This is a genomic window from Tessaracoccus terricola, from assembly GCF_054776555.1.
This window is the reverse complement of sequence record NZ_BAAHBS010000001.1, coordinates 595,795-615,661: the sequence shown is the minus strand read 5'-3', so window position 1 is coordinate 615,661 and position 19,867 is coordinate 595,795. Positions and strand designations below refer to the sequence as shown.

General features: G+C 66.8%; 17 protein-coding genes. 4 read left to right on the top strand and 13 right to left on the bottom strand.

Annotation, left to right across the window (positions count from 1 at the left end; translation table 11 throughout):
- Positions 1–171: 171 nt before the first annotated feature.
- From ACYU7G_RS02730 to ACYU7G_RS02700, 7 genes are all read right to left on the bottom strand, one after another.
- On the bottom strand, positions 172–945 hold the full coding sequence (locus ACYU7G_RS02730) for an ABC transporter ATP-binding protein (RefSeq protein ID WP_461104509.1): 774 nt from the start codon (positions 943–945) through the stop codon (positions 172–174).
- Positions 942–2,054, bottom strand: coding sequence for a FecCD family ABC transporter permease (locus ACYU7G_RS02725; protein ID WP_461104507.1), 1,113 nt, complete (start codon positions 2,052–2,054; stop codon positions 942–944). The genes ACYU7G_RS02730 and ACYU7G_RS02725 overlap by 4 nt, the downstream gene beginning before the upstream one ends.
- Entirely contained in the window at positions 2,051–2,836 is a 786-nt protein-coding gene (locus tag ACYU7G_RS02720; RefSeq protein WP_461104505.1) for a class I SAM-dependent methyltransferase, read from the bottom strand. The genes ACYU7G_RS02725 and ACYU7G_RS02720 overlap by 4 nt, the downstream gene beginning before the upstream one ends.
- Positions 2,833–3,819 carry an ABC transporter substrate-binding protein gene (locus tag ACYU7G_RS02715; protein ID WP_461104503.1) on the bottom strand — a complete coding sequence of 329 codons (987 nt, stop codon included), beginning with the start codon at positions 3,817–3,819 and terminating at the stop codon, positions 2,833–2,835. Before ACYU7G_RS02715 ends, ACYU7G_RS02720 begins: the two co-directional genes overlap by 4 nt.
- A gap of 22 nt (positions 3,820–3,841) precedes the next feature.
- Positions 3,842–4,339 (bottom strand): hypothetical protein, encoded by a 498-nt coding sequence (locus ACYU7G_RS02710; RefSeq protein ID WP_461104501.1) that lies wholly within the window; start codon positions 4,337–4,339, stop codon positions 3,842–3,844.
- Between the two features lie 184 nt (positions 4,340–4,523).
- A complete protein-coding gene (locus tag ACYU7G_RS02705) occupies positions 4,524–5,939 on the bottom strand; it encodes a serine hydrolase domain-containing protein (protein WP_461104499.1) in 1,416 nt (471 codons plus the stop codon).
- Positions 5,940–6,026: 87 nt separating this feature from the next.
- Positions 6,027–6,254: a hypothetical protein gene (locus ACYU7G_RS02700; RefSeq protein ID WP_461104497.1), complete on the bottom strand. Its 228-nt coding sequence runs from the start codon at positions 6,252–6,254 to the stop codon at positions 6,027–6,029.
- A 287-nt stretch (positions 6,255–6,541) separates the two neighbouring features.
- Between ACYU7G_RS02700 and ACYU7G_RS02695 the strand changes: the two genes are divergently transcribed.
- Together ACYU7G_RS02695 and ACYU7G_RS02690 are read left to right on the top strand one after the other, a co-directional pair.
- Complete coding sequence (locus ACYU7G_RS02695; RefSeq protein ID WP_461104495.1) at positions 6,542–7,468, top strand: hypothetical protein; 927 nt, start codon at positions 6,542–6,544, stop codon at positions 7,466–7,468.
- Between the two features lie 48 nt (positions 7,469–7,516).
- Entirely contained in the window at positions 7,517–7,822 is a 306-nt protein-coding gene (locus ACYU7G_RS02690; protein WP_461104493.1) for a hypothetical protein, read from the top strand.
- A 269-nt stretch (positions 7,823–8,091) separates the two neighbouring features.
- Here the strand turns inward: ACYU7G_RS02690 and ACYU7G_RS02685 are convergent, their stop codons facing one another.
- The 3 genes from ACYU7G_RS02685 to ACYU7G_RS02675 are packed head-to-tail and all read right to left on the bottom strand — an operon-like array spanning position 8,092 to position 11,949.
- Positions 8,092–11,181, bottom strand: a complete 3,090-nt coding sequence (locus tag ACYU7G_RS02685; RefSeq protein ID WP_461104491.1) for a DUF3427 domain-containing protein — start codon at positions 11,179–11,181, stop codon at positions 8,092–8,094.
- Positions 11,182–11,200: 19 nt separating this feature from the next.
- The gene (locus tag ACYU7G_RS02680) at positions 11,201–11,596 is read right to left on the bottom strand and encodes a (deoxy)nucleoside triphosphate pyrophosphohydrolase (RefSeq protein ID WP_461104489.1); all 396 of its coding nucleotides are present in this window, start codon (positions 11,594–11,596) and stop codon (positions 11,201–11,203) included.
- Positions 11,593–11,949 (bottom strand): hypothetical protein, encoded by a 357-nt coding sequence (locus ACYU7G_RS02675; protein ID WP_461104487.1) that lies wholly within the window; start codon positions 11,947–11,949, stop codon positions 11,593–11,595. The genes ACYU7G_RS02680 and ACYU7G_RS02675 overlap by 4 nt, the downstream gene beginning before the upstream one ends.
- Before the next feature lie 61 nt (positions 11,950–12,010).
- Here ACYU7G_RS02675 and ACYU7G_RS02670 point away from each other — a divergent pair, with 61 nt between their 5' ends.
- Both ACYU7G_RS02670 and ACYU7G_RS02665 read left to right on the top strand, forming a co-directional pair.
- Positions 12,011–12,547, top strand: coding sequence for a nucleosidase (locus ACYU7G_RS02670; RefSeq protein WP_461104485.1), 537 nt, complete (start codon positions 12,011–12,013; stop codon positions 12,545–12,547).
- A 223-nt stretch (positions 12,548–12,770) separates the two neighbouring features.
- Positions 12,771–13,577: a ribosomal RNA small subunit methyltransferase A gene (locus ACYU7G_RS02665; protein ID WP_461104483.1), complete on the top strand. Its 807-nt coding sequence runs from the start codon at positions 12,771–12,773 to the stop codon at positions 13,575–13,577.
- A gap of 67 nt (positions 13,578–13,644) precedes the next feature.
- Here ACYU7G_RS02665 and ACYU7G_RS02660 read toward each other — a convergent pair whose 3' ends face one another.
- The 3 genes from ACYU7G_RS02660 to ACYU7G_RS02650 form a co-directional block, all read right to left on the bottom strand.
- Positions 13,645–14,187, bottom strand: a complete 543-nt coding sequence (locus tag ACYU7G_RS02660) for a pyridoxamine 5'-phosphate oxidase family protein (protein WP_461104481.1) — start codon at positions 14,185–14,187, stop codon at positions 13,645–13,647.
- 104 nt (positions 14,188–14,291) lie between these two features.
- Entirely contained in the window at positions 14,292–18,566 is a 4,275-nt protein-coding gene (locus ACYU7G_RS02655; RefSeq protein WP_461104479.1) for a LamG-like jellyroll fold domain-containing protein, read from the bottom strand.
- A 193-nt stretch (positions 18,567–18,759) separates the two neighbouring features.
- Positions 18,760–19,833 (bottom strand): LacI family DNA-binding transcriptional regulator, encoded by a 1,074-nt coding sequence (locus ACYU7G_RS02650; protein ID WP_461104477.1) that lies wholly within the window; start codon positions 19,831–19,833, stop codon positions 18,760–18,762.
- Positions 19,834–19,867 lie beyond the last annotated feature (34 nt).

Below are 19,867 nucleotides of genomic sequence, written 5' to 3'. Positions count from 1 at the left end.
GCTCGTCGTCGAGGCCGTCATCCGGGGAGTGCTGCCACCGGGGGCCGGGTGATCCTCCCGGCCCAAAGCCCACTGCCATTTGTTGGCAGCCTCGTGAAGAGGCTACTGACCGAGTACTCACAAAGCACCGAGTTCCTGATTCACGAGGTGGGGTACAGCAATGCCGAGGGCTCACGTGCTGACCCGCAGGTAGGTCGCCACGGGGGCCCCGGTGTGGGGGGACGGCTCGACGACGGCGGTAACGCCGTAGACGTCGTCGATCAGTTCGTCCGTGATGACGTCCGCGGGCAGCCCGGCCGCACGGACCGTGCCCGCCCGGAGCACGACGACGCGGTCGCAGAAGCGCGCGGCCAGGTTGAGGTCGTGCAGCGCCGTGACGACGGTGGTGCGCTCGCGGCGGAGCAGTTCCAGCATCTCCAACTGGTAGCGGATGTCCAGGTGGTTGGTCGGCTCGTCAAGGACGATGACACGCGGCTGCTGCGCCAGCGCCCGGGCCAGCTGTGTGCGCTGTTGCTCTCCACCGGAGAGCGTGTGCCAGCTGCGGGAGCGGTACGCCGCCATGCCGGTCCCGTGCAGTGCGTGCTCCACCGCCTCACGGTCCTCGGCGCGGAGGGGTTCGAACGTGCCGCGGTAGGGGGTGCGTCCCAGGTTGACTGTCTCCTCGACCGTGACGTCCTCATGCACCTCGAGGGATTGTTCGACGATGGCCAGGCCCTGCGCGAGTTCACGCCTGGGCATCTCCCGCACGGGGACGCCGTCGAGATGGACGGCGCCCGCATCCGGACGGCGGAGTCCCGCCAGAATCCGCAGCAGTGAGGTCTTGCCGGCGCCGTTGGGTCCAAGCACACCCAGCACCTCGCGGGGGCGGGCCTCGAGCGAGACGTCGTCGAGGATGCGCCGGGAGCCCCTCACCCAGGTGATGCCCGTGGCCGTGAGCGCGCTCATCGGGCGGCCGCCTTCCGGAGCACGAGCGCGAACACCGGAGCACCCAGGAGCGCCGTGACCACCCCGACAGGGATCTCGTGCGGCGAGAATGCCGAGCGGGCGAACGTGTCCACCCAGATCAGGAAGATGGCGCCGCCGAGCGCCGAAAGGGGCAGCAGCATACGGTGCCCCGGCCCAGCAAGGAGGCGGACCACATGGGGCACGAGCAGGCCGATGAAACCGATCGCGCCCGACGCCGCAACGGCCGCTGCCGTCACGAGCGCGGCCAGGACCATCAGGGACACGCGGGCGCGGGTGACGTTGATGCCGAGGGAGGCTGCGGTGTCCCATCCGAACGCGAAGGCGTCGAGGGCCGGGGCAAACAGCAGGCACAGTCCGGTGCCGACGAGGATGACCGCTCCAGCGATGAGCAGCGGCTCCCACCGGGCCCCGCTGAGGGAGCCGAGCAGCCAGTAGGTGAAGCCGCGGGTGGAGTCCGCGTCGCCGTCGAGCATGAGCACCAGCGACGTCACGGCCGAGAAGAACTGCGAGACCAGCACGCCGGTGAGCACCACGCGGGCGGGGTTGGAGACCCGGCCGCCACCGACCAGCACGAGGACGATGGCGAAGGCGACGACGGCACCTACGAAGGCCCCCGTCGAGAGACTGACCGCGCCGGATCCCAGTCCCAGGATCATCACCGCCACGGCACCGGTGGAGGCGCCGGAGGACACTCCCAGCAAGTACGGCTCGGCGAGCGGGTTGCGGGTGATGGACTGCAGCACGGCGCCAGAGACCGCCAGCCCCATGCCGACGACGCCAGCCAGTAGCACTCGCGGCAGCCGCGACTCCCAGATCAGGGCGTCGGTCAGCGGCGACGCCTCGGGCCCGGGCGCGAGCACCCCCAGGCCCAGGTGCCGCACGAGGATCCCGTAGACGTCGGCCGGCCCGATGTTCGCGGTCCCGATGAACCCGGCCGTCAGCACCGACGCCACCAGGCCGGCCGCGAAGACCACCAGCACCAGCCCCGCTCTGAGTCGTCTGCCCGGCCTGCCGGGAGGCGACGACGGGGTGCTCGGCGTCGACGCGTCCGGGCGGGTCCTTTCCGCCGGGATGGTCGCCGTGGTCATCGTCGGGCCAGCACCACGAGGTCGTCCCAGTAGCGCCAGAGCACGCCCGCCTCCGCGAATCCCGCCGTCCGCAGCGCGGCCAGGTGCAGTTCGAGCGGTGCGTCGGCCGTCGGGGGTCGGTCGGCGAACCGGCGCTCCCTCTCCACCCGGAGCGCTGCGAGTTGGGGTTCGGCCGAAGCCTGTTCCCACCACTGGTCCCAGTCGGGCACGCCGCGCTGGTGGGCGTCCCGCTGCGTGCGGGCGTCGTCCTCGGCGGCGCCGGCGGTGAGGAACGGTTGCGTCCCGGGGTGATAGCGGAGGTGGTCGGCGTTGAGGAACAGGCCGCCCTCGGGCAGCACCTGTCCCAGCTGCTCGTAGAGCGCCACGAGCTGGTGCGGGGCCAGCCAGTGCAGCGCCGTCGAGGAGACTGCCGCCTGGATCGGGGCTCCGGCGAGCGCTTCTGACCAGCTGCCGGCCAGGTCGGCGTCGACGGCCATGAACCGCCCCGGGTGCCGTTCATCGAGCCAGGTGCGGGCGATGTGCAGCAGCACCGGATCATGGTCGACGCCGATCACCCGGACGGCGGGGAACCGGTCGAGCAACCGCTGGGAGAGGCTTCCCGGGCCGCAGGCGAGGTCCAGCACCGTGAGGCGCGCGCCGTCGTCACCGAACTCGCTGGAGGTTGCGAGCAGGTGCGCGATGGCGTCGCACATGATGGCGAACCGCTGTTCTCGGTGGGTGATGTAGGCGGCCTGCTGGTTGTCCCAGTCCTGCACCAGGGCCGCGAGGGATTCGGCGCTCATTCGATGTCTCCAAATCCCACCAGGCCCTCGGCCACCGTCGGGAGGGCCTCGACGGTGTGGATGGAGGGGTCCATGTACTGCCCGGGGACGATGATGAACCGCTCGTTGACCACGGCGTCCATGGTCCTGGTCAGGGGGTCGCTCTTGAGGAAGTCGATCTTCTCCTGCGCCGTGTCACCCGGGTAGCCGCGGGTGAGGTCGCCGAGGATAATGACGTCGGGGCCACGCGAGGCGATCTCGTCCCAGCTGACCTCGGGCCACTTGGTGTCCGCGTCGTCGAAGAGGTTCTTGGCGCCGAGCATCTCCGTGACCGTCTGCGGCAGTCCACCGGGTCCGGCCACCGACGGCGTGGCCGCGGAGGCCGCCGTCGAGTAGAACCAGACGAGCTTCGGCGTGCCCTCGATCTGCTCCGCCGCGGCCAGACCCTCGTCTATGATCCGCTGCTGGTCAGCCACCACTTCCGCCCCGGCCTCGGGGACGTCGAAGATCTGGGCGATCGTCTGGATCTCGTCGAGCAGCATCTCGAACTTCGCGCCGCCATCGACGGCCTCGTGGTAGGTGCAGTCGAACTCGGTCAGGTAGGTCGGGACACCCAGCTCGTGCAGCTCGGCGCGCTCGCCCGCATTCACCGCGGTCAGGAACGACGCGAAGGACGAGTAGACGAAGTCCGGCTCCGCCTCCAGGAGGGTCTCGTGCTTGAGTATCCCGTCGGAGAGCAGCGGGATGGCCTCGTAGGCCGCGGCGATGTCGTCGGCCACGGGCTGGTTCTGGTAGGCCGTCCCGACGACGCGGTCCTCGAGTCCCAGTGCGATGAGGATCTCGGTGGCCGACTGGTTCAGCGAGACGGCCCGTTCGGGTGGGGCCTCGAACACCACGTCCGTGCCGCAGTTCTGGATGGTCATCGGGAACGTGCCGTCGGCCACGCCCTGGGCAGGTCCGTCGATGTCCACCTCGGGCGCGGTCCCGCCACAACCGGCCAGCATTACTGCGGCACCAAACAACACACTATTGGTAACGATTCTCATCTTCATGCCGCGAAGCTACAGCGGCCCGGGAACGGGAGTCAAACCGCGGCGCCGGAGAGGCAGCCCTAGTCAGTGCGGGAGTTCGTCGACGCCGGCGCTCGCAGGTCTGGATGAGCCCGGCGGAGATCCGGTCCGGTGGCCAGTGGTCGGGAGCGGCGAGGACGACGCTGCCGGCGAAGGGTCTGGAGGTGAGGCCGCGGGCAAGCCACCTGAACGACGCGACGTCGTCGCGCAGCCACACCCGGTAGCCAGTGGGAATCTCCCTGCCCCCCCCACGGCGGGCAGCGACGGCGACGTCCCGGCTGGTGAGCCAGCCGCACATCGGCCGCCACGCCTCTACGAGCGTCTCGAACATGGCGACGGCGAGAGCGGGCTCCACAGATCCGCGCTGCGAGTGCGTGAGCGTGCCGGTCAGGTTCTGCCGGGGCAGGCGCCGGCCGAGCTTCGGGCCGCCCACGTCGACTCCCCCGGACAGCACCACCGGTTCCCGCCGGGGTTACAGGGTGAAGGCGCACCCGTCGCTGGGGCCGGTAGGCCGGTGGCGGTCGTGGAGGGCTGCCACCTCAAAACGCCATGCCCGGATCTACCCGTGCACCACGTGCTATGACAACGCCCGGCGCTCCGTCCACGCCAGCGGCACCAGCCGAAACCAACCCGGCGGGTCAGAAAGGGTGGGCTGCAGTCTTCAACGGGTGGGGGCCGGTGAGCGGAATCTGACGCCATACGAGCCGTGCCGCACCAGTACCCGGGTCAAGGTGCACCAGAATCGTGTGTGGGGTCTCGGCCAGGCGGAGTTCGGCGTCGAAGCAGCCGTCCCGCCAGGCCCCACTGGCGGCGACGACAACCTCCAGCCCACCCGGCGCGGGCCAGATCGACTCGACCCATCGCCCGTCACCGATCCGCGTGACCAGACCGCCATCCGGGTGCGCCAGCGTCATGACATGGCCGTCATCGGAGGGCTCAAGCGTCACCTCAGCGAATGCCGGGGGAAGCTGCGACGACGCGGCCAGCGGGAGCGTGAGTGAGGACCTGCGTTCCGACCCACCAAGTGGAACATGCTGGAGCTTGGCCAGCCGGTCGGCGAGTTCGGCGTCGGCACCGGGGTAGGACGTGCCATCCATCGCTGGGATGAGGTGCTCCCAGAGCAGGTCAAGCACGGATGCCATGTCAACGGTCTCGGATGTGATGGCCACCACCGTGTCGTGTTCCGGCAGTACGACGGCGAACTGGCCGAATGCGCCGTCGCCGCGGTAGCCGTGGCGCTGGTTCCAGAAGGAGTAGCCGTACCCTCGTTCCCAGTCCCCGGCTCCACCAGCCATCGAAGCCGCGGTGGGGATGGGGGCTTCCGTGGCATAGTCGACGGGCACGATCCGCCTGCCCTCCCAGACGCCGCCATCCAGCCAGGTCTGGGCCAGCGCCAGGATCGACGGCGTGGTGACGTGCAGTCCGCTGAACCCCAGGTCGCGTCCCTGGTGGGTGCGTTGGGCCTTCGCCGGGGCGCCACCGAACGGGTCCAGCAACAGCCGGCGCACGTGCGCCGAGACCGGCTCCCCAGTGGCTGCGGCAATAGCCTGCGCAACCAGGTAGGTGCCCACCTGGTTGTAGGCCCAGACCTCGCCCGGTTCGCCGTCGGGTTCGCGCTCAAGGATCAAGGAGAGGAGTTCGTCGTCACCGTCGTCATCCGACCGCGGCGGCTCGTCGTCCCCGCGCCAGTCCCACGCGTCCTCGCTGTGCCCGACTGTCATCGAGATGCAGTGACGCACCGTCACCCGGCGCCACCGCTCCGGGACCGAGTCGAGATCTGACAGGTAGGACCACACCGGCGCATCCAGCGAGATGACGCCCTCACCCACAAGGTGACCCAGCACCGTCGAGGTGAAACTCTTGCTCAACGAGTACCCCAGATGCACCCGTCCACGCTCGTAGGGGGACCACCAGCCCTCCGCGATCACTTTTCCGTGGCGCGCAATCATCAGGGAGTGCAAGCCGTGCCCGGGAGTCTCGAGGGCGTCCAACAGACGCAGCAGCCCTCGTGCGTCGACTCCTTCGGCGGAAGGCGAACTGGGTGACATTGCCATCCGGTCACACTATCCCGCGATCGACCTTCACAGGCAGCTGTTCGTCGAGCCCTCGGCCTACACTCACAGGATGGACTGATCCCTTACCTACAGCTCCCAGGACAAGCTGCCGAACCGTTCGAGTTCTATGCATCCGTCTTTGGCGGAAAGGCGAGGCTGTTCACTTACGAGCAGGCGGGGCGCACCGACGGCCCGGCCGACGCCATCACGCACGGCATGCCCCTGGATGGACCAGTCGAGATCGCGGGAGGCGGATGCCGGCGCCGGCAACGACACCGTGCACATGGCGGGCACGTTCTTCTCACTGATCGGCACAGCCGAACCCTAAACGCTCGAAGTCTGGTTCGACGCGCTCGCCGAAGACGGCAAGGTGATCGACCCGTTGCGGAAGCGGTCATGGGGAGACCACGTCGGCACGCTGGTGGACCGGTACGGGGTGCGCTGGCTGATCGGACACCAGGGCTGACTCCGACGCTGCGGCGCGGTCCCACCTTACGCGTCTTGGCCCTTGTCCCTACCGAATGGTGGAGTAGGGCAGAATTTGTCAAGGCACTCGCGCAGGATGAGGTGGGGGAAGTATGCAGGGGTCCGGGTTGCGCACAATGATCTTGGTCGCCGTGGCGACATTTGCTGTAGCTGGCTGCAGCGGCCCTGAACAGCCGGCGCCCACGGTCACTGTCACAAGCACGGCAACAGTGACTACCCAGAGCAGCCCTTCCATCGCTCCCGCACCGGCAACTTCTCCTTCTTCCCCCCAGCCCCAGACTTCCGAATCCTTTGATGTCAAGCCCGAAGACTTCGTCATCACCCTGCACATCACCAAGAAGAAGTGCTTCGGCTCGGCAGGATGCAACCTCGAGTACCGGGTGGCCACGCCTGAGTACCGAGGTACATCACCGCTTCCTGACACAGGAGAAATAGAGGTGATCTACGAGATCCGAGGGGGTGAACACGGCCCAGCCATCGACTCGTTTACCATCCAAGGGGATCAGGTTTGGTGGTCAGACGAAGGAGACATCTCAACGGCATCATCTGCTGACGAATTGACCGCAGTGCCAATGTCGGTGAGCTACGAGAACTACTTCATCGAGAGGCAGGCGCCAGCTCCGGATTCACCTGGCACAGGGCAACGGCCATCCGAGGCGGTCTCACGAACCGTGCAGCTCGGTGAGACCGTGTCGCTGCGCTACTTCGATGTCTCGGTGATCGAGCTTGACACCACGAGTGACTCTGCCGGCTTCCTCGCACGGGTCTGTTACGCGGCAGCGCACCCCGACGCCAATGCTGATGGAACCACACGCGTCAGCACCAACCCGTGGTCAGTCGGACTCGGCGGCTCCGGGGCCAGTGCACTCCAGTTCTGGCGGGTGGACGACTTGAGCACCATTACTTGGCCCCAAAGCTACGGGGAGACCAAGTTGCGGGTAGGTGAGTGCAACGAGGGTTGGGTGGCCGTCAAGACAGACCCCATTTCAGCGGTGAGATACGCGCCTCGCGACTTCGGCGACGTCATCATCTGGGAGCCATGACACCCCATCCCGTGAATCGGGGGTTTCACCTCCAGTACGGTCTGCACCATGGGTTTGAAGGACGTCACAGATCGCGGGGCCGTACTACTTGCTCTTGAGGAGTTCGACGCTTGCGGGAGGGACGCCTTTCTGGAGAAGTACGGGTTCGGACCAGCCCGCAGCTACTTCGTGGTGCATCAGGACCGTCGGTACGACTCGAAAGCAATCGTCGGCGCCGCTCACGGCTTCCAGCATGGCAACCCTCTCGGCCCCAAGGACTTCAGCGGTGGCGTGCAGACCGTGGTTCCTGTACTGGCTGCACTGGGATTCGACATAGTCGCGGACAGCCACATCGCAGGACAACGATCAATCTGACTTGTCGCCGTTCACACACCCAACCGTCCACTAGTCTCAGCGGCACGCTCGCAAGGAGGAGGTCCAACTCAGGAGCCAAGCCCAACACTGAGGAAGCCCACCAGTTAACCACTGCAACCATTGGCAGGCAGGGTTGCGGGGCAGGCAGCAGGTCTATCCGCTCCCGCAGACTTCGCCCCCTACCCGGCCCACAAGATGCCGTACCTGGAGGCGCTTCAGCGGTGCTGTCTCGGCATACCCTTTCCCGTTCTAGGCGGCCCGCATCCCGCTCAACTCACCGCACTTGACTCCTGCAGGATCTCAGTCGGCATCGGACGCCTGAGTCTCCACGTGATCGCGATTGGCTTCTCGCCGCGGTGGTCCACGAAGTCGAGGTCGCCCAGGAGCGTGTACGGGGCGCCCTTTCCGAACTCCCAGGCACCCGTCGACCGCACGAACAGGACCGCCTCCGTACCGTTCGTGCGCTGGTTCAAGTAGCGCTGTCCCGTAGGGGAGTCGACGGACGTCCGCGACTGAGATTCCCAGTGGAACAGCGTCGAGTTGATGGCGTAGTCGCGGTACATCGTCGTCGGGGAGAAGTGCTTCTCTGACTTCACCAGCGTCACCAGAAGTGCGTCGACGTTCAACTCCTGTCCAAAGAACACGCCTTCCCTCAGGTTGGCTGGAGGCCGCTTCAACTTCGCGTACTGCAAGGCAGCGGCGAGTTCCTCTCGCGTGTAGCGAGCGTGAGACCGAAGCGGCGTCTCCACCAAACGGCCTTCCAGAGGACGCGCTACGTGCCCGGCTCGTTCAAGCGCCCAATCGAGCACTTGGGTTGCCTCGGCTCGGAACGCCCGCTCGTTTCGCAAGGCCTCCAGCCCCTCCTCAACGCTTTGGAATCCCCCACCATTCGGCCAGAGGGAGAAGAAGAGCATCCTGGCCCACGTGCCCCATTCCTCATCCAACTCACCTCGCCTGGGGGCAGTGTCACTCAACAGGGTTCGGTACGCGCTGTGCCTGTCGACGTCGTCGACGTGAGCCAGTGCTTTCAGCCTCCCGAGCAAGTGCTTCTCATGCTCACCTCCGGGGTGAGTCTTGAGTTGTGCCTCACGCCGGAGTTGTGAGAAGGAGCCCTTCTGGAGGAGATCAGCCAACTCGATGTCGGTCTGGCTGAGGAACGAGTTGAGATCCACGTCGCCAACAGCCCTCAGTTCCTCGAGGAAGTGCTTCCAGCGAGTTGCGATCTGAGACCTGATGTTCTCCAGCACCTGCTGCTGTGTGACTTCATCGAGGATGATCTGAGACCCCGCGGGCAGGTATGGAAAGCCTCGCTCAACCTGTTCCTTCAGCGCCTTACGGGATCCTCCAACGACAGCTCGGTACCTCTGCGCAAGGTTGAACTCCTTGCGATGGTGGCCGACAAAATCGAGGACGGTGAGGACCGGCTTGTCTGCGGTCCGTCGCAGTCCCCTGCCCAACTGCTGGAGAAAGATCATGGAGCTCTCGGTCGGGCGCAGGAACAGCAGCGTGTCGACGTCGGGGATGTCGACACCTTCGTTGAACAGATCAGCGGTGAACAACGCCACGACCTCCCGCCGCTTCAACCGCTCGACGGCCAACTTACGTTCTGCGGCCGGAGTCTCGCCGTGGACTGCCTCAGCGGGAAGCCCAGCGCCCTTGAAGACTTCGGCCATGTACTGGGCATGCTTCACATCGACGCAGAACCCCAGCGCACGCATGCGGTGAGGCTCCCCAACCTTCTTCTTAAGCTCCTGGAGGATGATGCGTGAACGGGCGTCGTTACCCGTGAACACGCCTGAGAGGTCACCCACTTGGTATCGGCCTCGCGCGAACGGGACCGCGCTCAAGTCCGTGGTGTCAGCTATCCCGAAGTAGTGGAAGGGACTCAACAGATCCGAACTCAATGCATCCCAAAGGCGGAGCTCGTATGCAGAGCGCCCCCCGAAGAAGGAGCGCACGTCTACGCCGTCGCCACGCTCAGGCGTTGCCGTGAGGCCGAGGAGTTCGCGCGGTTCAAGGTGATCGAGGATGCGACGGTAGCTCGCAGCTTCGGCATGGTGGAACTCATCGATGACCACGACGTCGAAGCCCTTGGGATCGATCGAGGACAGCGTGTCTTCGTTCAGGGACTGAACCGACGCGAAGACGTGTTGCCAATGGGTGGGTCGGAATCCTCCGACGAGCAGTTCGCCAAAGCCCCCGTCGGCGAGCACCTCGCGATATGTCCGCATCGACTGCTCAAGGATCTCTTTGCGATGCGCCACGAACAGCAAGGTCGGGCGATCACCGAGGAATCCGCCCAGTCGCTTGTAGTCGATGGCAGCGACTACTGTCTTACCCGTTCCCGTTGCTGCTACTACTAGGTTCCGGTGCCGATTGTGGACGTAGCGCTCAACGTCCAGCGCCTCGAGAATGAGCTCCTGATGCGGCCAGGGCTGGACCTCCAGCCCAGAGACAAGATCAGCGGTGGTCTGCCGCTCCCCTCCCCTGGCTCTCGCAAGTGCGGCATCGAGGCGATCGCCGTCGGCTGGGGTGTAGGGCTCAAAGGCCGGGTCGTTCCAATAGGTGTCAAAGGTCGCGGCGAACTTCCTCAGCAGGTCGGGCGAGCCACCCGACGTCAACCGCACATTCCACTCAACTCCGTCAAGCATTGCCGCGCTGGATAGGTTGGAGGAACCGACGTAGGCCGTGTCGAACCCCGTGTTGCGCACAAATCTCCAGGCCTTGGCATGCAATCTCGTGCGCTTGTTCTCATAGCTGATCCGAACCTCTGCCCCGAACTCGTTGATGAGCCGGTCCAGCGCGACGCGCTCAGTTGCCCCCATGTAGGTGCTGGTGATGACGCGAAGGGGTACGCCCCGATCTCGCAAGCTCCGGAGCGGCTTCTCTAGGGTCCGGATCCCGTACCACTTGATGAACGCGCACAGGAGTTCCACCTGATCAGCGGAGCCCAGTTCCGAACCCACCTCATGCCCCATCGACGGTTCACCCTGGGCATTCGTAAGAAGCGCCAGGTCCGCGAGCGGCGTCTCGGGCGGGTTGAGGTATCGCTGTGGCCTTCCCGGCTCAGCAGCCGCAAGGAGGGAATGGAGGACTCGCGGTTCGTCATCGGCGATGAACTCACCCTCGTCACCGATGACGGCGAGGAGATCATCCACCAACGGACGTCGGTCCCTCTCCTTCAGCTCTCGCAACCGTTGGCCCAAGACCGTACGGAAGTGCTCTGATAGTCGGTCCGCCAATTCATCGGCGTCAATCTTGGAGTCGGATACCTCGTAGCCCGACTCCTTGATCCGCTGCGCCAACGCTCGAGTGATCAGCGCGTCGTAGAAACCCTCTGGCTGCCCAATGTTCCCCACATGGCCCAGGATGGCAGGGTTACGTCAAGGTTGCTGTGATCAACTCAACCGCGGGCACGTCTGCCGGGGCCCACTCCAAGGTCAGGAGATCGCCCGGGGGAACCCATCTAACCTCGGAGTGCTCTGTCAGCTGCGGCGCTCCAGCAACCAGTTCACAGTAGAAGGTGGTCAGCGTCACGACGCCGAAGTCGTACTCATGCGTAGTGGTTGTCACCTCGTCACCGACCCGGATCTGGCATCGGAGTTCCTCGACGATCTCCCGCTCCAGCGCCTCCCGCGGCGTCTCCTCAGGCTCGACCTTCCCGCCCGGGAGCTCCCACATCCCCGGCAGGGCTCCACCCGGCCCCCGCTGAGCACAGAGGACCAAGCTGTCCTTCACGATGACAGCACCGACGACCACGATCGACTTCTTCACAGCCCCAGTGATTCCCCACAGTTGGCACATTCATCACCCTGCGGAGTGCGCAGGTAGCAACTGGGGCAGACGACCTCCGGGGCACGTGACCGATTGCGGCCGCTGCCTCCGCTGCCATCCTCATTGGGAAGGTGTTCGTCACAGAAGAACCGAGTCTGGAAAGAGTCCCCCCATTCACGGCGCATCATCCAGAGATCCGCCCTGGAGCGGCGAGCCGAGTTCTTGCCGCAGGGCGAGCAGTACATGCCCTGCCCATAGTCGCGATATCTCTCTGGTTGGACGGCGAGGGCCGACACCGGCAGGAGTTCACCAAGCGGCAGGTCATCGAAGGATTCGTACTTCTGCTCGGTCACGCAACCATCATGCCGGATCCACCAACGTGGCACCTGCGCTCCGGTTGCTACCGTTCCCCGCATGAGTGATCTCGTCGCCGTCGCGGCAGCGCAGGAAGCCAAGTACCTCCCGTCGGATGTGAACGTGGTGCTGACGGGGATCGGCATGGCGCAGGCCGCCGTCGCCACCACCCGCGCCATCCTTGAGCGCCAACCCACTCGTGTGGTGAACCTGGGCTCGGTGGGTTCACTCGACCCAAGTATCCACGGCATCCAGCGCCCCTCCGCCGTGATCAACCGCGACCTCAACGCCGACGCCCTCCGCGCAGCAGGCCTCACCCCCGACGAGCGGATCGAACTCAGCGGCGACGGTCCGGTGCTCGGCACGGGTGACTCGTTCGTGGCTGGCGGACCGGAACGCGACGCACTCCTCGGGCGATGCCAGCTGGTGGACATGGAGGGGTTCGCCATCGCCCACGCCTGCCGGGTACTGGGCGTGGAACTGGTGATGGTCAAGCACGTCTCGGACCCCGCCACGGAGGAGTCCCTCGGCTGGAAGGAACTCGTCGACGTCTCCGCCCGAGCGCTCGCCGAGGCCTACGCGGCCATCCGTCGGTGACCAGCGGCTCCCCAGCCAACCGCGCGTTTGGCATCGGCCGCCGTCGACGCATATGGTCTTGTGCATGGGTAACTGCATGATGTTCGTTCGGATCCGCCGCCACTGACGGCGCGGACCCGCAACCCTTCCTCAGAATCACTGTCGCGTTCGCGCCGCACGGCCTCCCGCCGGGCGGAGGTTCCACCCTGCCCGGCTCCCTACCCTTCTTGGCTCAGGAGCCCCCATGCGCGCAACCCAACCCGGCCGACACGAACTCGGCCAGAACTTCCTAACCGACACCGCCACCGTCAACCGCATCACCGAACTGGTCGCAGCCGTCCCCGGACCCATCGTCGAATGGGGCACCGGCGACGGCGCAATCACGCTCCCTCTTGCGACCCTCGACCGCCCGCTGGAGGGCATCGACCTCGACGAACACCACATCCGACGCCTGCGGCCGCGCGTCGGCCCACGGGTCAGCATCAGGCAGGGCGACATCCTCAGACACGCACCGCCCGTCGGCTCAGTGGTGGTCTCCAACGTCCCCTTCCACCTCACCACGCCCGTCATCCGGCACCTGCTGGGTTCACCCGGCTGGCACCACGCCATCCTGGTCACCCAGTGGGAGGTAGCCCGCAAACGCGCCGCAGTGGGCGGCGCCACCCAACTGACCGCCCAGTGGTGGCCCTGGTTCCGCTTCAGGCTGGACCGACGCATCCCCGCCCGCGCGTTCCGCCCAGTGCCATCGGTGGATGCCGGACTGCTGACCATCGACAGACTCCAGGACCCCCTGCTGCCGCCCGCCCGTCGCAAGGACTACCAGGCCTGGGTGGCCCGGGTGTTCACCAGCAGGGGCCGCGGACTCCGCGAGATCCTCGTCCGCAACGGCGTCCCCGGGCGCGTGGCGTCGGGGATCGCAGCGGAAGTAGCTGGACGAAGACGCATGCCGCTCCCCCGGGACATGGGCGCGGCCGACTGGGTCCGCGCGTTCACGTCGCGACCATCCGACGCCCGGTCCAGCCGGACCCCGACCCAAAGGCGCTCCCGGTAGCGTGCCCACCCCCCAGCTCGTTGGGTGCCGGGGGCCCCAGGTGGCAGGGGGTACCGAAAGTTGTGCCTCAAACCACGGGCAGGCCGGTGGGGAAACCGTCGATGCTGAAGTGGTTGTTCGCCTGCTGGTAGTCCACCACGCCCTCCCCCTTCTTCTGTGACCACTTGTCCATCGTGTCGCGGTCCTCGACGAAGTCCATGAACGGAACACCGAAACCGCAGGAGGTCTGCACCAGGTCGACGTCGACGTCGAAGATGTTGCGGGATCCCTTCATCGGCGGGAACAGGGGCAGCAGTTCATCCCAGCCCGGCTCGCCTACGTGGATGGCCTTGGCCGTTCCGTAGAGCCGCAGGATCAGCGGCTTGGTCTCGAACGAGCAGAACATGATGGTCATCCGGTTGGTCTCCAGGATGTGGGCGGCGGTCTCGTTGCCACTGCCCGTGCCGTTAAGCCACACCACCCGGTTGGGGCCCAGCACCCGGAGGGAGTCCAGGCCCTTCGGAGAGACGTTGACCCGGCCCGTGCTCGCCGCCGTCGCCACGAAGTAGATGTGCTGGGCCTCGATGAACTTCTGGAGTCGGTCGATGATCTCCGGGAACTGCTGTGCCATGGGGTCCAGTATTGCCGGTAGGGAAGTAGCCCGGCTTCCTTCGGAGCATGGGTGAGCCTCGAAGGACGCTGGTGTGCGCCCTTCGAGGCTCAGGTGCCGGCAGGTCAGCTCACCTTGAAGCGGACGATGTTGTTGAACACCCAGTCCTGCTTCACCGAGTACGACCACTTGCCGTCCGCGCCCTGCGTACCGGCAGCGAACGTGGCCCACGCCCAGGAACGGCACGCGTCCCTGCCCGTCTGGGCCGTGTCGCACTCCGTCTTCCAACGCCGCCCATCCGACGCCGTCCACTCACCGGCCACGCCGAGGGGGTTGTTCGCCCACTGCGCGCGCGTCATGAACGGCAGGTAGGTGAGGTTGTTGAACGTCCACCCGTTCGTCTGCACGAACCGGCCACCCTCGTACACCACTGTGGTAGCCCAGATCTCCGTGGTGCAGCGGATGGTCTGCGAGTAGGGCTCGCACTGCGTGTACCACCAGCGTCCGTTCACGTTGTGGAAGCCAGGCGTCGAGTACAAGTCACCGGGCTTGGCGGGCGCCGTGACCGTCACCGTCGCAGTGGGCGACGGCTCCACACTCGGCTCCTCCGACGGCTCCACCGGCTCCGAGGGCTCCGGTTCCGGCGCGCGTGCACCACCGACCACGAACGGCGCGATCGCCAACCAGTCGACGTCGGGCGCCATGGCGTAGCCGGGCAGAATGACGTCGTCATGCGTGCCCCACTCAGTGCCCTCGTCGATGTACAGCGTCGAGCGGGTGTTGCCGAAGGTGATGGCACCCGCGTCCGTGCTCAACGTCAGCGGCATGACCGCCTCCCAGAAGTTGAGCTCGCCGTAGGTGTAGCGGAACGTCGTGCGTCCCGCCAACCCCTCGGTGCCTGCCTCGCTGGCCTGCAGCCCGAGGTCAACCACCTGCGGGTTGTAGTCGTGCGTGCCCTCGATGTCGTCGTTCGAGTAGTGGACGACGACGTCGTACTCCCCGGCCTCGGCGAACCCGTCGAGCCTGGGGATGGTGAGCGTGCCTTCGTTGGCGGGGTTGGCGTCGGTGATGCCCAGGCCCTGGACGAACCCGTCACCGCTGCCGGTGGTTAGATCCGAGGAGAACTGCGCCACCCGTGCGGTGCCGCCCAGTTCCACGACGTCCAGGTCCTCGGCCTCGATGCGGACGATGTTGGCGTCAGCCGCCTCGTTGCGCACGGTGCTGAGCGAGGACACATTCGCGCCCTGGGCGGAGAAGAGCTCCACCTCAGTGATGCCCTCCGGCAGATGGACCGTGACCGTGGACTCGCCGTCGGCGAAGATGGCGGCGGTGCGGCCGTTGACGCGCACCTCCAGGTCAGTGCCCTCCCAGTCCGCGGTCAGGTCGTAGTAGCCCGACTCGTGATTGGACAGGTACACGTCAGCGCGCTGCCCGTCAGCGAGGGTGGCGCTGCCAGCGGCAAGGCCCGCACCGTCGAACAGTCGGAAGGTGCTGGCCGGGTAGGTCAGCTCCTCGGTGTTGGCGGCGTCTCCGACGCGGACCAACTCGAAGCGGTCCAGGGTGACTCCCCCGGCCTCACCAGCGCCGGGCAGGAACGTGGTGCCGTCGCGGCTGGTGCGCAGACTCAGGGTCTGCTCACCGGCCTCGAGGTCCACGTACACCTCGGCGCTGCCACGGGCCACCGTCGCGACGTTGCTGGGCATCATCGCGTTGGCCCCGTAGGTGACGGTGGCGGCGAACTCGTCGTCGACGAACAGCGCATGCTGCGCGACGATGCCCGGCGTGGCACCCAGCACCTGCAGCCGGTAGCGGGCGGCTTCGGCGACGTCGACGGTCCAGTCAGCGCGCGAACCCACCGCGGCGAAGCCTGCCACGTCGCGGTTGTTGGAGGCGCGGTAGCCGCTGGGGGTGCGGACCTGGGCGTCGGTGAGGAACGCCTGCTCGGCCTCGAGGAGGAAGCGGCCCGACTGCTGCGCGAGCGCGGCCTCCGGGTCGGCGTCGCTGGCTGGAGTGATGATGACCTGGTAGGTGCTGCTGTCGTTCCGCGACGGGATGCGCAGCTGCAGCTGGCCGTCCGTCAGCTCGACGTCGTTGCCGGCAGCCACCAGTCGCGGCGCGGCGGCGATGCCGTCGGTGCCGCTGACCAGGTTCTCACGAACCTCGAAGTCCACCGCGGAGCCGAACACACCCGTGTCCAGGCCGGTGAGCCGTAGTCCACCGTCGTTGCCGTTGGCGAACCCGCCGACGATCACCTGTGCCCGGCGGGCGTCCGTGTCGATGGCGGCGATGGCGTTCTGCTCACCGGTGGTCACCTCGACGGTCTCGGACCCGGTGAGGTCGCCGTACCACTTGAACAGCCACCAGCCACCGTTGCCGGCGTTCACCTTGGCGTAGTTGTCCGAGAGCGTGCCGGAAGCGGTCCAGTACGCCGTCTGGGCGTCCACCTTGGCGGCCTCGAAGCTGGCGAACCAGCGCAGGAGGTTGGCGGGCGAGCTCATGTCGCCGGAGGCGCCCCACTCGGTGATGTTCACCTCAGGGATCTCCTCGCCGGTCAGCCCCACGTCCTGGGCGTACTCGCGGAACAGGCCGGCGCGCTGCGGCAGCCACTGGTAGCCGCGCAACTCGTGCCAGACGTACACGTCGGGAACGGTGTCGGTCTCGATGGCCATCTCCAGGAAGGCCTTGATGTTGCCCTCTCCACGCCAGGCGGCATCGCCCGGTCCGGCGATCTTGGGCCGCTCCAGCCCGTACTTGGCGTAGGTGTCCGTGATGACGTTCCACGCCGCCTCCCAGTCGGTCTCGCCGTTGGGGGTGTAGCTGTCCGGCTGGCCGCCCTGGTGCATGTAGCGGTCATACAGCGAGTCGCTGTTGAGCCACTGCAAGTCCACCTCGTTGAACGGGATGAACGCGTACTTCTCCGGGTTGTCGGCCTCGCGTGCGATGGCGTCGACGACTATCTCCAGCACCTCGAGGTAGTCCCACACCCCGTTGGACTCGTTCGTGTACTCGCCGGTCAGGATACCGTCGTCGCCGCGGACGTAGCTGCGGTCGTCACCGGGCCGCTGGCCACGGTTGTAGGGCCAGTCCGGGTAGTAGTCCTGGGTGTAGACATAGAGGTCCTGGCCGTGCTTCTCGAAGAAGGTTTCCTCGATGTTGAACGCGTCACCGCCCGGGTGCTGCGTGCCGTACGGCGGCTTCTGCGAGACGTTGGTCATGGCCGCGCCGTTGACGATGGCACTCGTCGGGGACTGCTCGTCGCCCAGCCCGTACAGCGTGCCCGAGGCACCGCCGCGGAAGGCACCGGTGCGCTGCCCGAAATCGACGACGACGTCCTGCAACGGACGTGCCTCGACGGTGATCCGCGCAACGAGGGGCTCGTCCCAGCCGGCAATCCAGCCCTGCACCTCGAAGGTGTTGCCCGGGGTGGCCAGGTCCGCAGCCGGGATCTGGTCCCAGACGATGGGTGCCGTGGTGGTGAACCCGGTCTCGGTGACCACGGTGGTGGTGTCCGGCAGCTGCGGGCTGACCGAGGCCGGCGTCGTCACGTCGAAGGTGCTGTCCCCGACGGAGGCGATGGCGCCGACGTAGTCGGTGTACAGCTGCGCGACCTGATCCGCCCCCAGTGCGGCGTCGTAGACGGCGAAGTCATCGAACTCGCCGCCGAACGGGGCGGCCCACTGCGGCGCCCATGGGACGGTGCCGATCAGGCCGGAGCGCGTGCTGTTGGCGTTGCCCAGCTTGGTGAAGTCCAGCGGCACTGCCACCTTCGCCACCAGCGCACCGTTCATGTAGTACGAGAGCGACTCCCCGTCGGCAACGCTGGTGATGTGCACCCAGGTGTTGGAGGCCAGCGGTGACTCGGTGACCGCCTTGACCTCCTGGCCGGAGTTGGCCACGGCCTTGGACTGGCCGTCCTCGTTGGGCTGGTAGTAGACGCCCCAGTTGTTGTTGGGCAGTGCATCGCTGCCGACGATGTAGGCCCACGGCAGCTGGTTGGCGTTGGCGCCGTTCCAGTTGATCCAGGTGGAGACCGTGATGGCCTCCATACCGTCGAAGAGCCCCTTGGGGATCTCGAGGTACGGTTTGCCGTCCATGGAGGTGTTCTGCGGGCCGCCGGGGAACTTGCCCGAGGCGCCCAGTTCGGCGGTGGGGCCGGTACCGCGCGGCAGCGTCGGGGCGGAGACGACGCGGGCGTCGAATGCGCTGCCAAGGCTGCCCTCGTTGGCGACGGCGCTGGCATCGGCGTTGTCGTCGAAAGTGTAGAGGAGGAGCGGTTCGGGGGTCTCCTCGGCCACGGCCATGGGCGCGTGGACAAGGTGGGCCCCCACCATGGACAGGCCCAGGGCGGCGATTCCCGCCGTCAGAGCCCTTGGCCTCCGGGAGGAGGTTCGGCGTGTCATTGGAGGTAGAACCTTTCTTGTCGGAACTGCACTGTTTCGGCTTGGGTGAGGCCGCTCTGGCGGCGGCGCGCAGCCACCCCCTGCTGTGGGGTGGATGTGGGATGGCGGGACTGCGGCAAGCAATCTTGATAACGCTTTCAAGCTACGTTACAGGCAGCCGCGCCACGGGGTCAAGGGTTTTTTGAAAGCGTTATCAGAATTCTTGGGCGGGACGGTGCCCGCGGGCCGGGCTGGGGGCCGCGGCGCTGTCCCGGATGAGCACATCCGGGGTGGACGAGACCAGCGGACGGTCCTTCGAGCCTTCGATCTGCTGCTTCAGCAACTCCCAGCCGCTGCGCCCCATGTCCGCGAAGTCCTGGCGCGCCGTGGTCAGCGCCGGATCCCACAGCGAGGACAACGGATGATCGTCGAAACCGACGACGCTGACGTCCTCCGGCACACGAAGGCCCTTGTCACGCAGGCCTGCGATGACGCCCATGGCGATCTCGTCGTTGCCGCAGAACAGTGCGGTGACGTCGTCGCGCGCGGCGACAGCGTGGCCCACGTCGCGCCCGGACAGGGGGTCCCAGGTGGCCTCGAACACCGGCGGCACCTCGCGGCCCGCGTCCTTGAGCGCCTTGCGCCAACCCGAGGTACGTCCGTCCTCCCGGCGCGACGGCGGAATCCGCACGTGGTGAACGGTGCGGTGCCCCAACTCCAGCAGGTGCTCCACCAGGTGCCGCGCGGCGACGGCCTCCCGGATGACCGCCTGCGCGTAGGCCCGGTCACGCACGCCCGAGAGCGCCACCACCGGCATCCAGTCCGGGATGCGCTTGATGGCGGCCACGCCCGGGGGGTCGAACTTGAGGACCGCCACACCAGCGATGGCCTGCGAGAGCACCAGAGAGATACCCGCGGTCAGCGACTCCTCGTCGGCATCCTCGATCACGGTGAACGTGACGACGTAGCCGTCGGCCCGGGCAGCCTCCTCCAGCCCACGGATGGTTTCCGCGTAGCCGTAGCGCGACGTGTTGCCCACCACGGCGGCGATCACCTTGGGCTTGCCGCCCACCAGCACCCGCGCCGACGCGTTGGGCGTGAAGTTCAGCTCCTGGATGGCGGCAGCCACCCGTTCCCGCTTGTCAGCACGCACATTGGCACTCCCGCTGAGGAACCGGGACACCGTCGGCACCGAGACGCCGGCCAATTGGGCGACGTCCTTCATGGTGGCCGGCACGCGGGCAGCGGCCACGGGATCGGTCCCATTGGCGGCTGCACTCGTGTTCATGTCCCCGAAGCGTAGCGGGGCCGCGGGTGTTCTG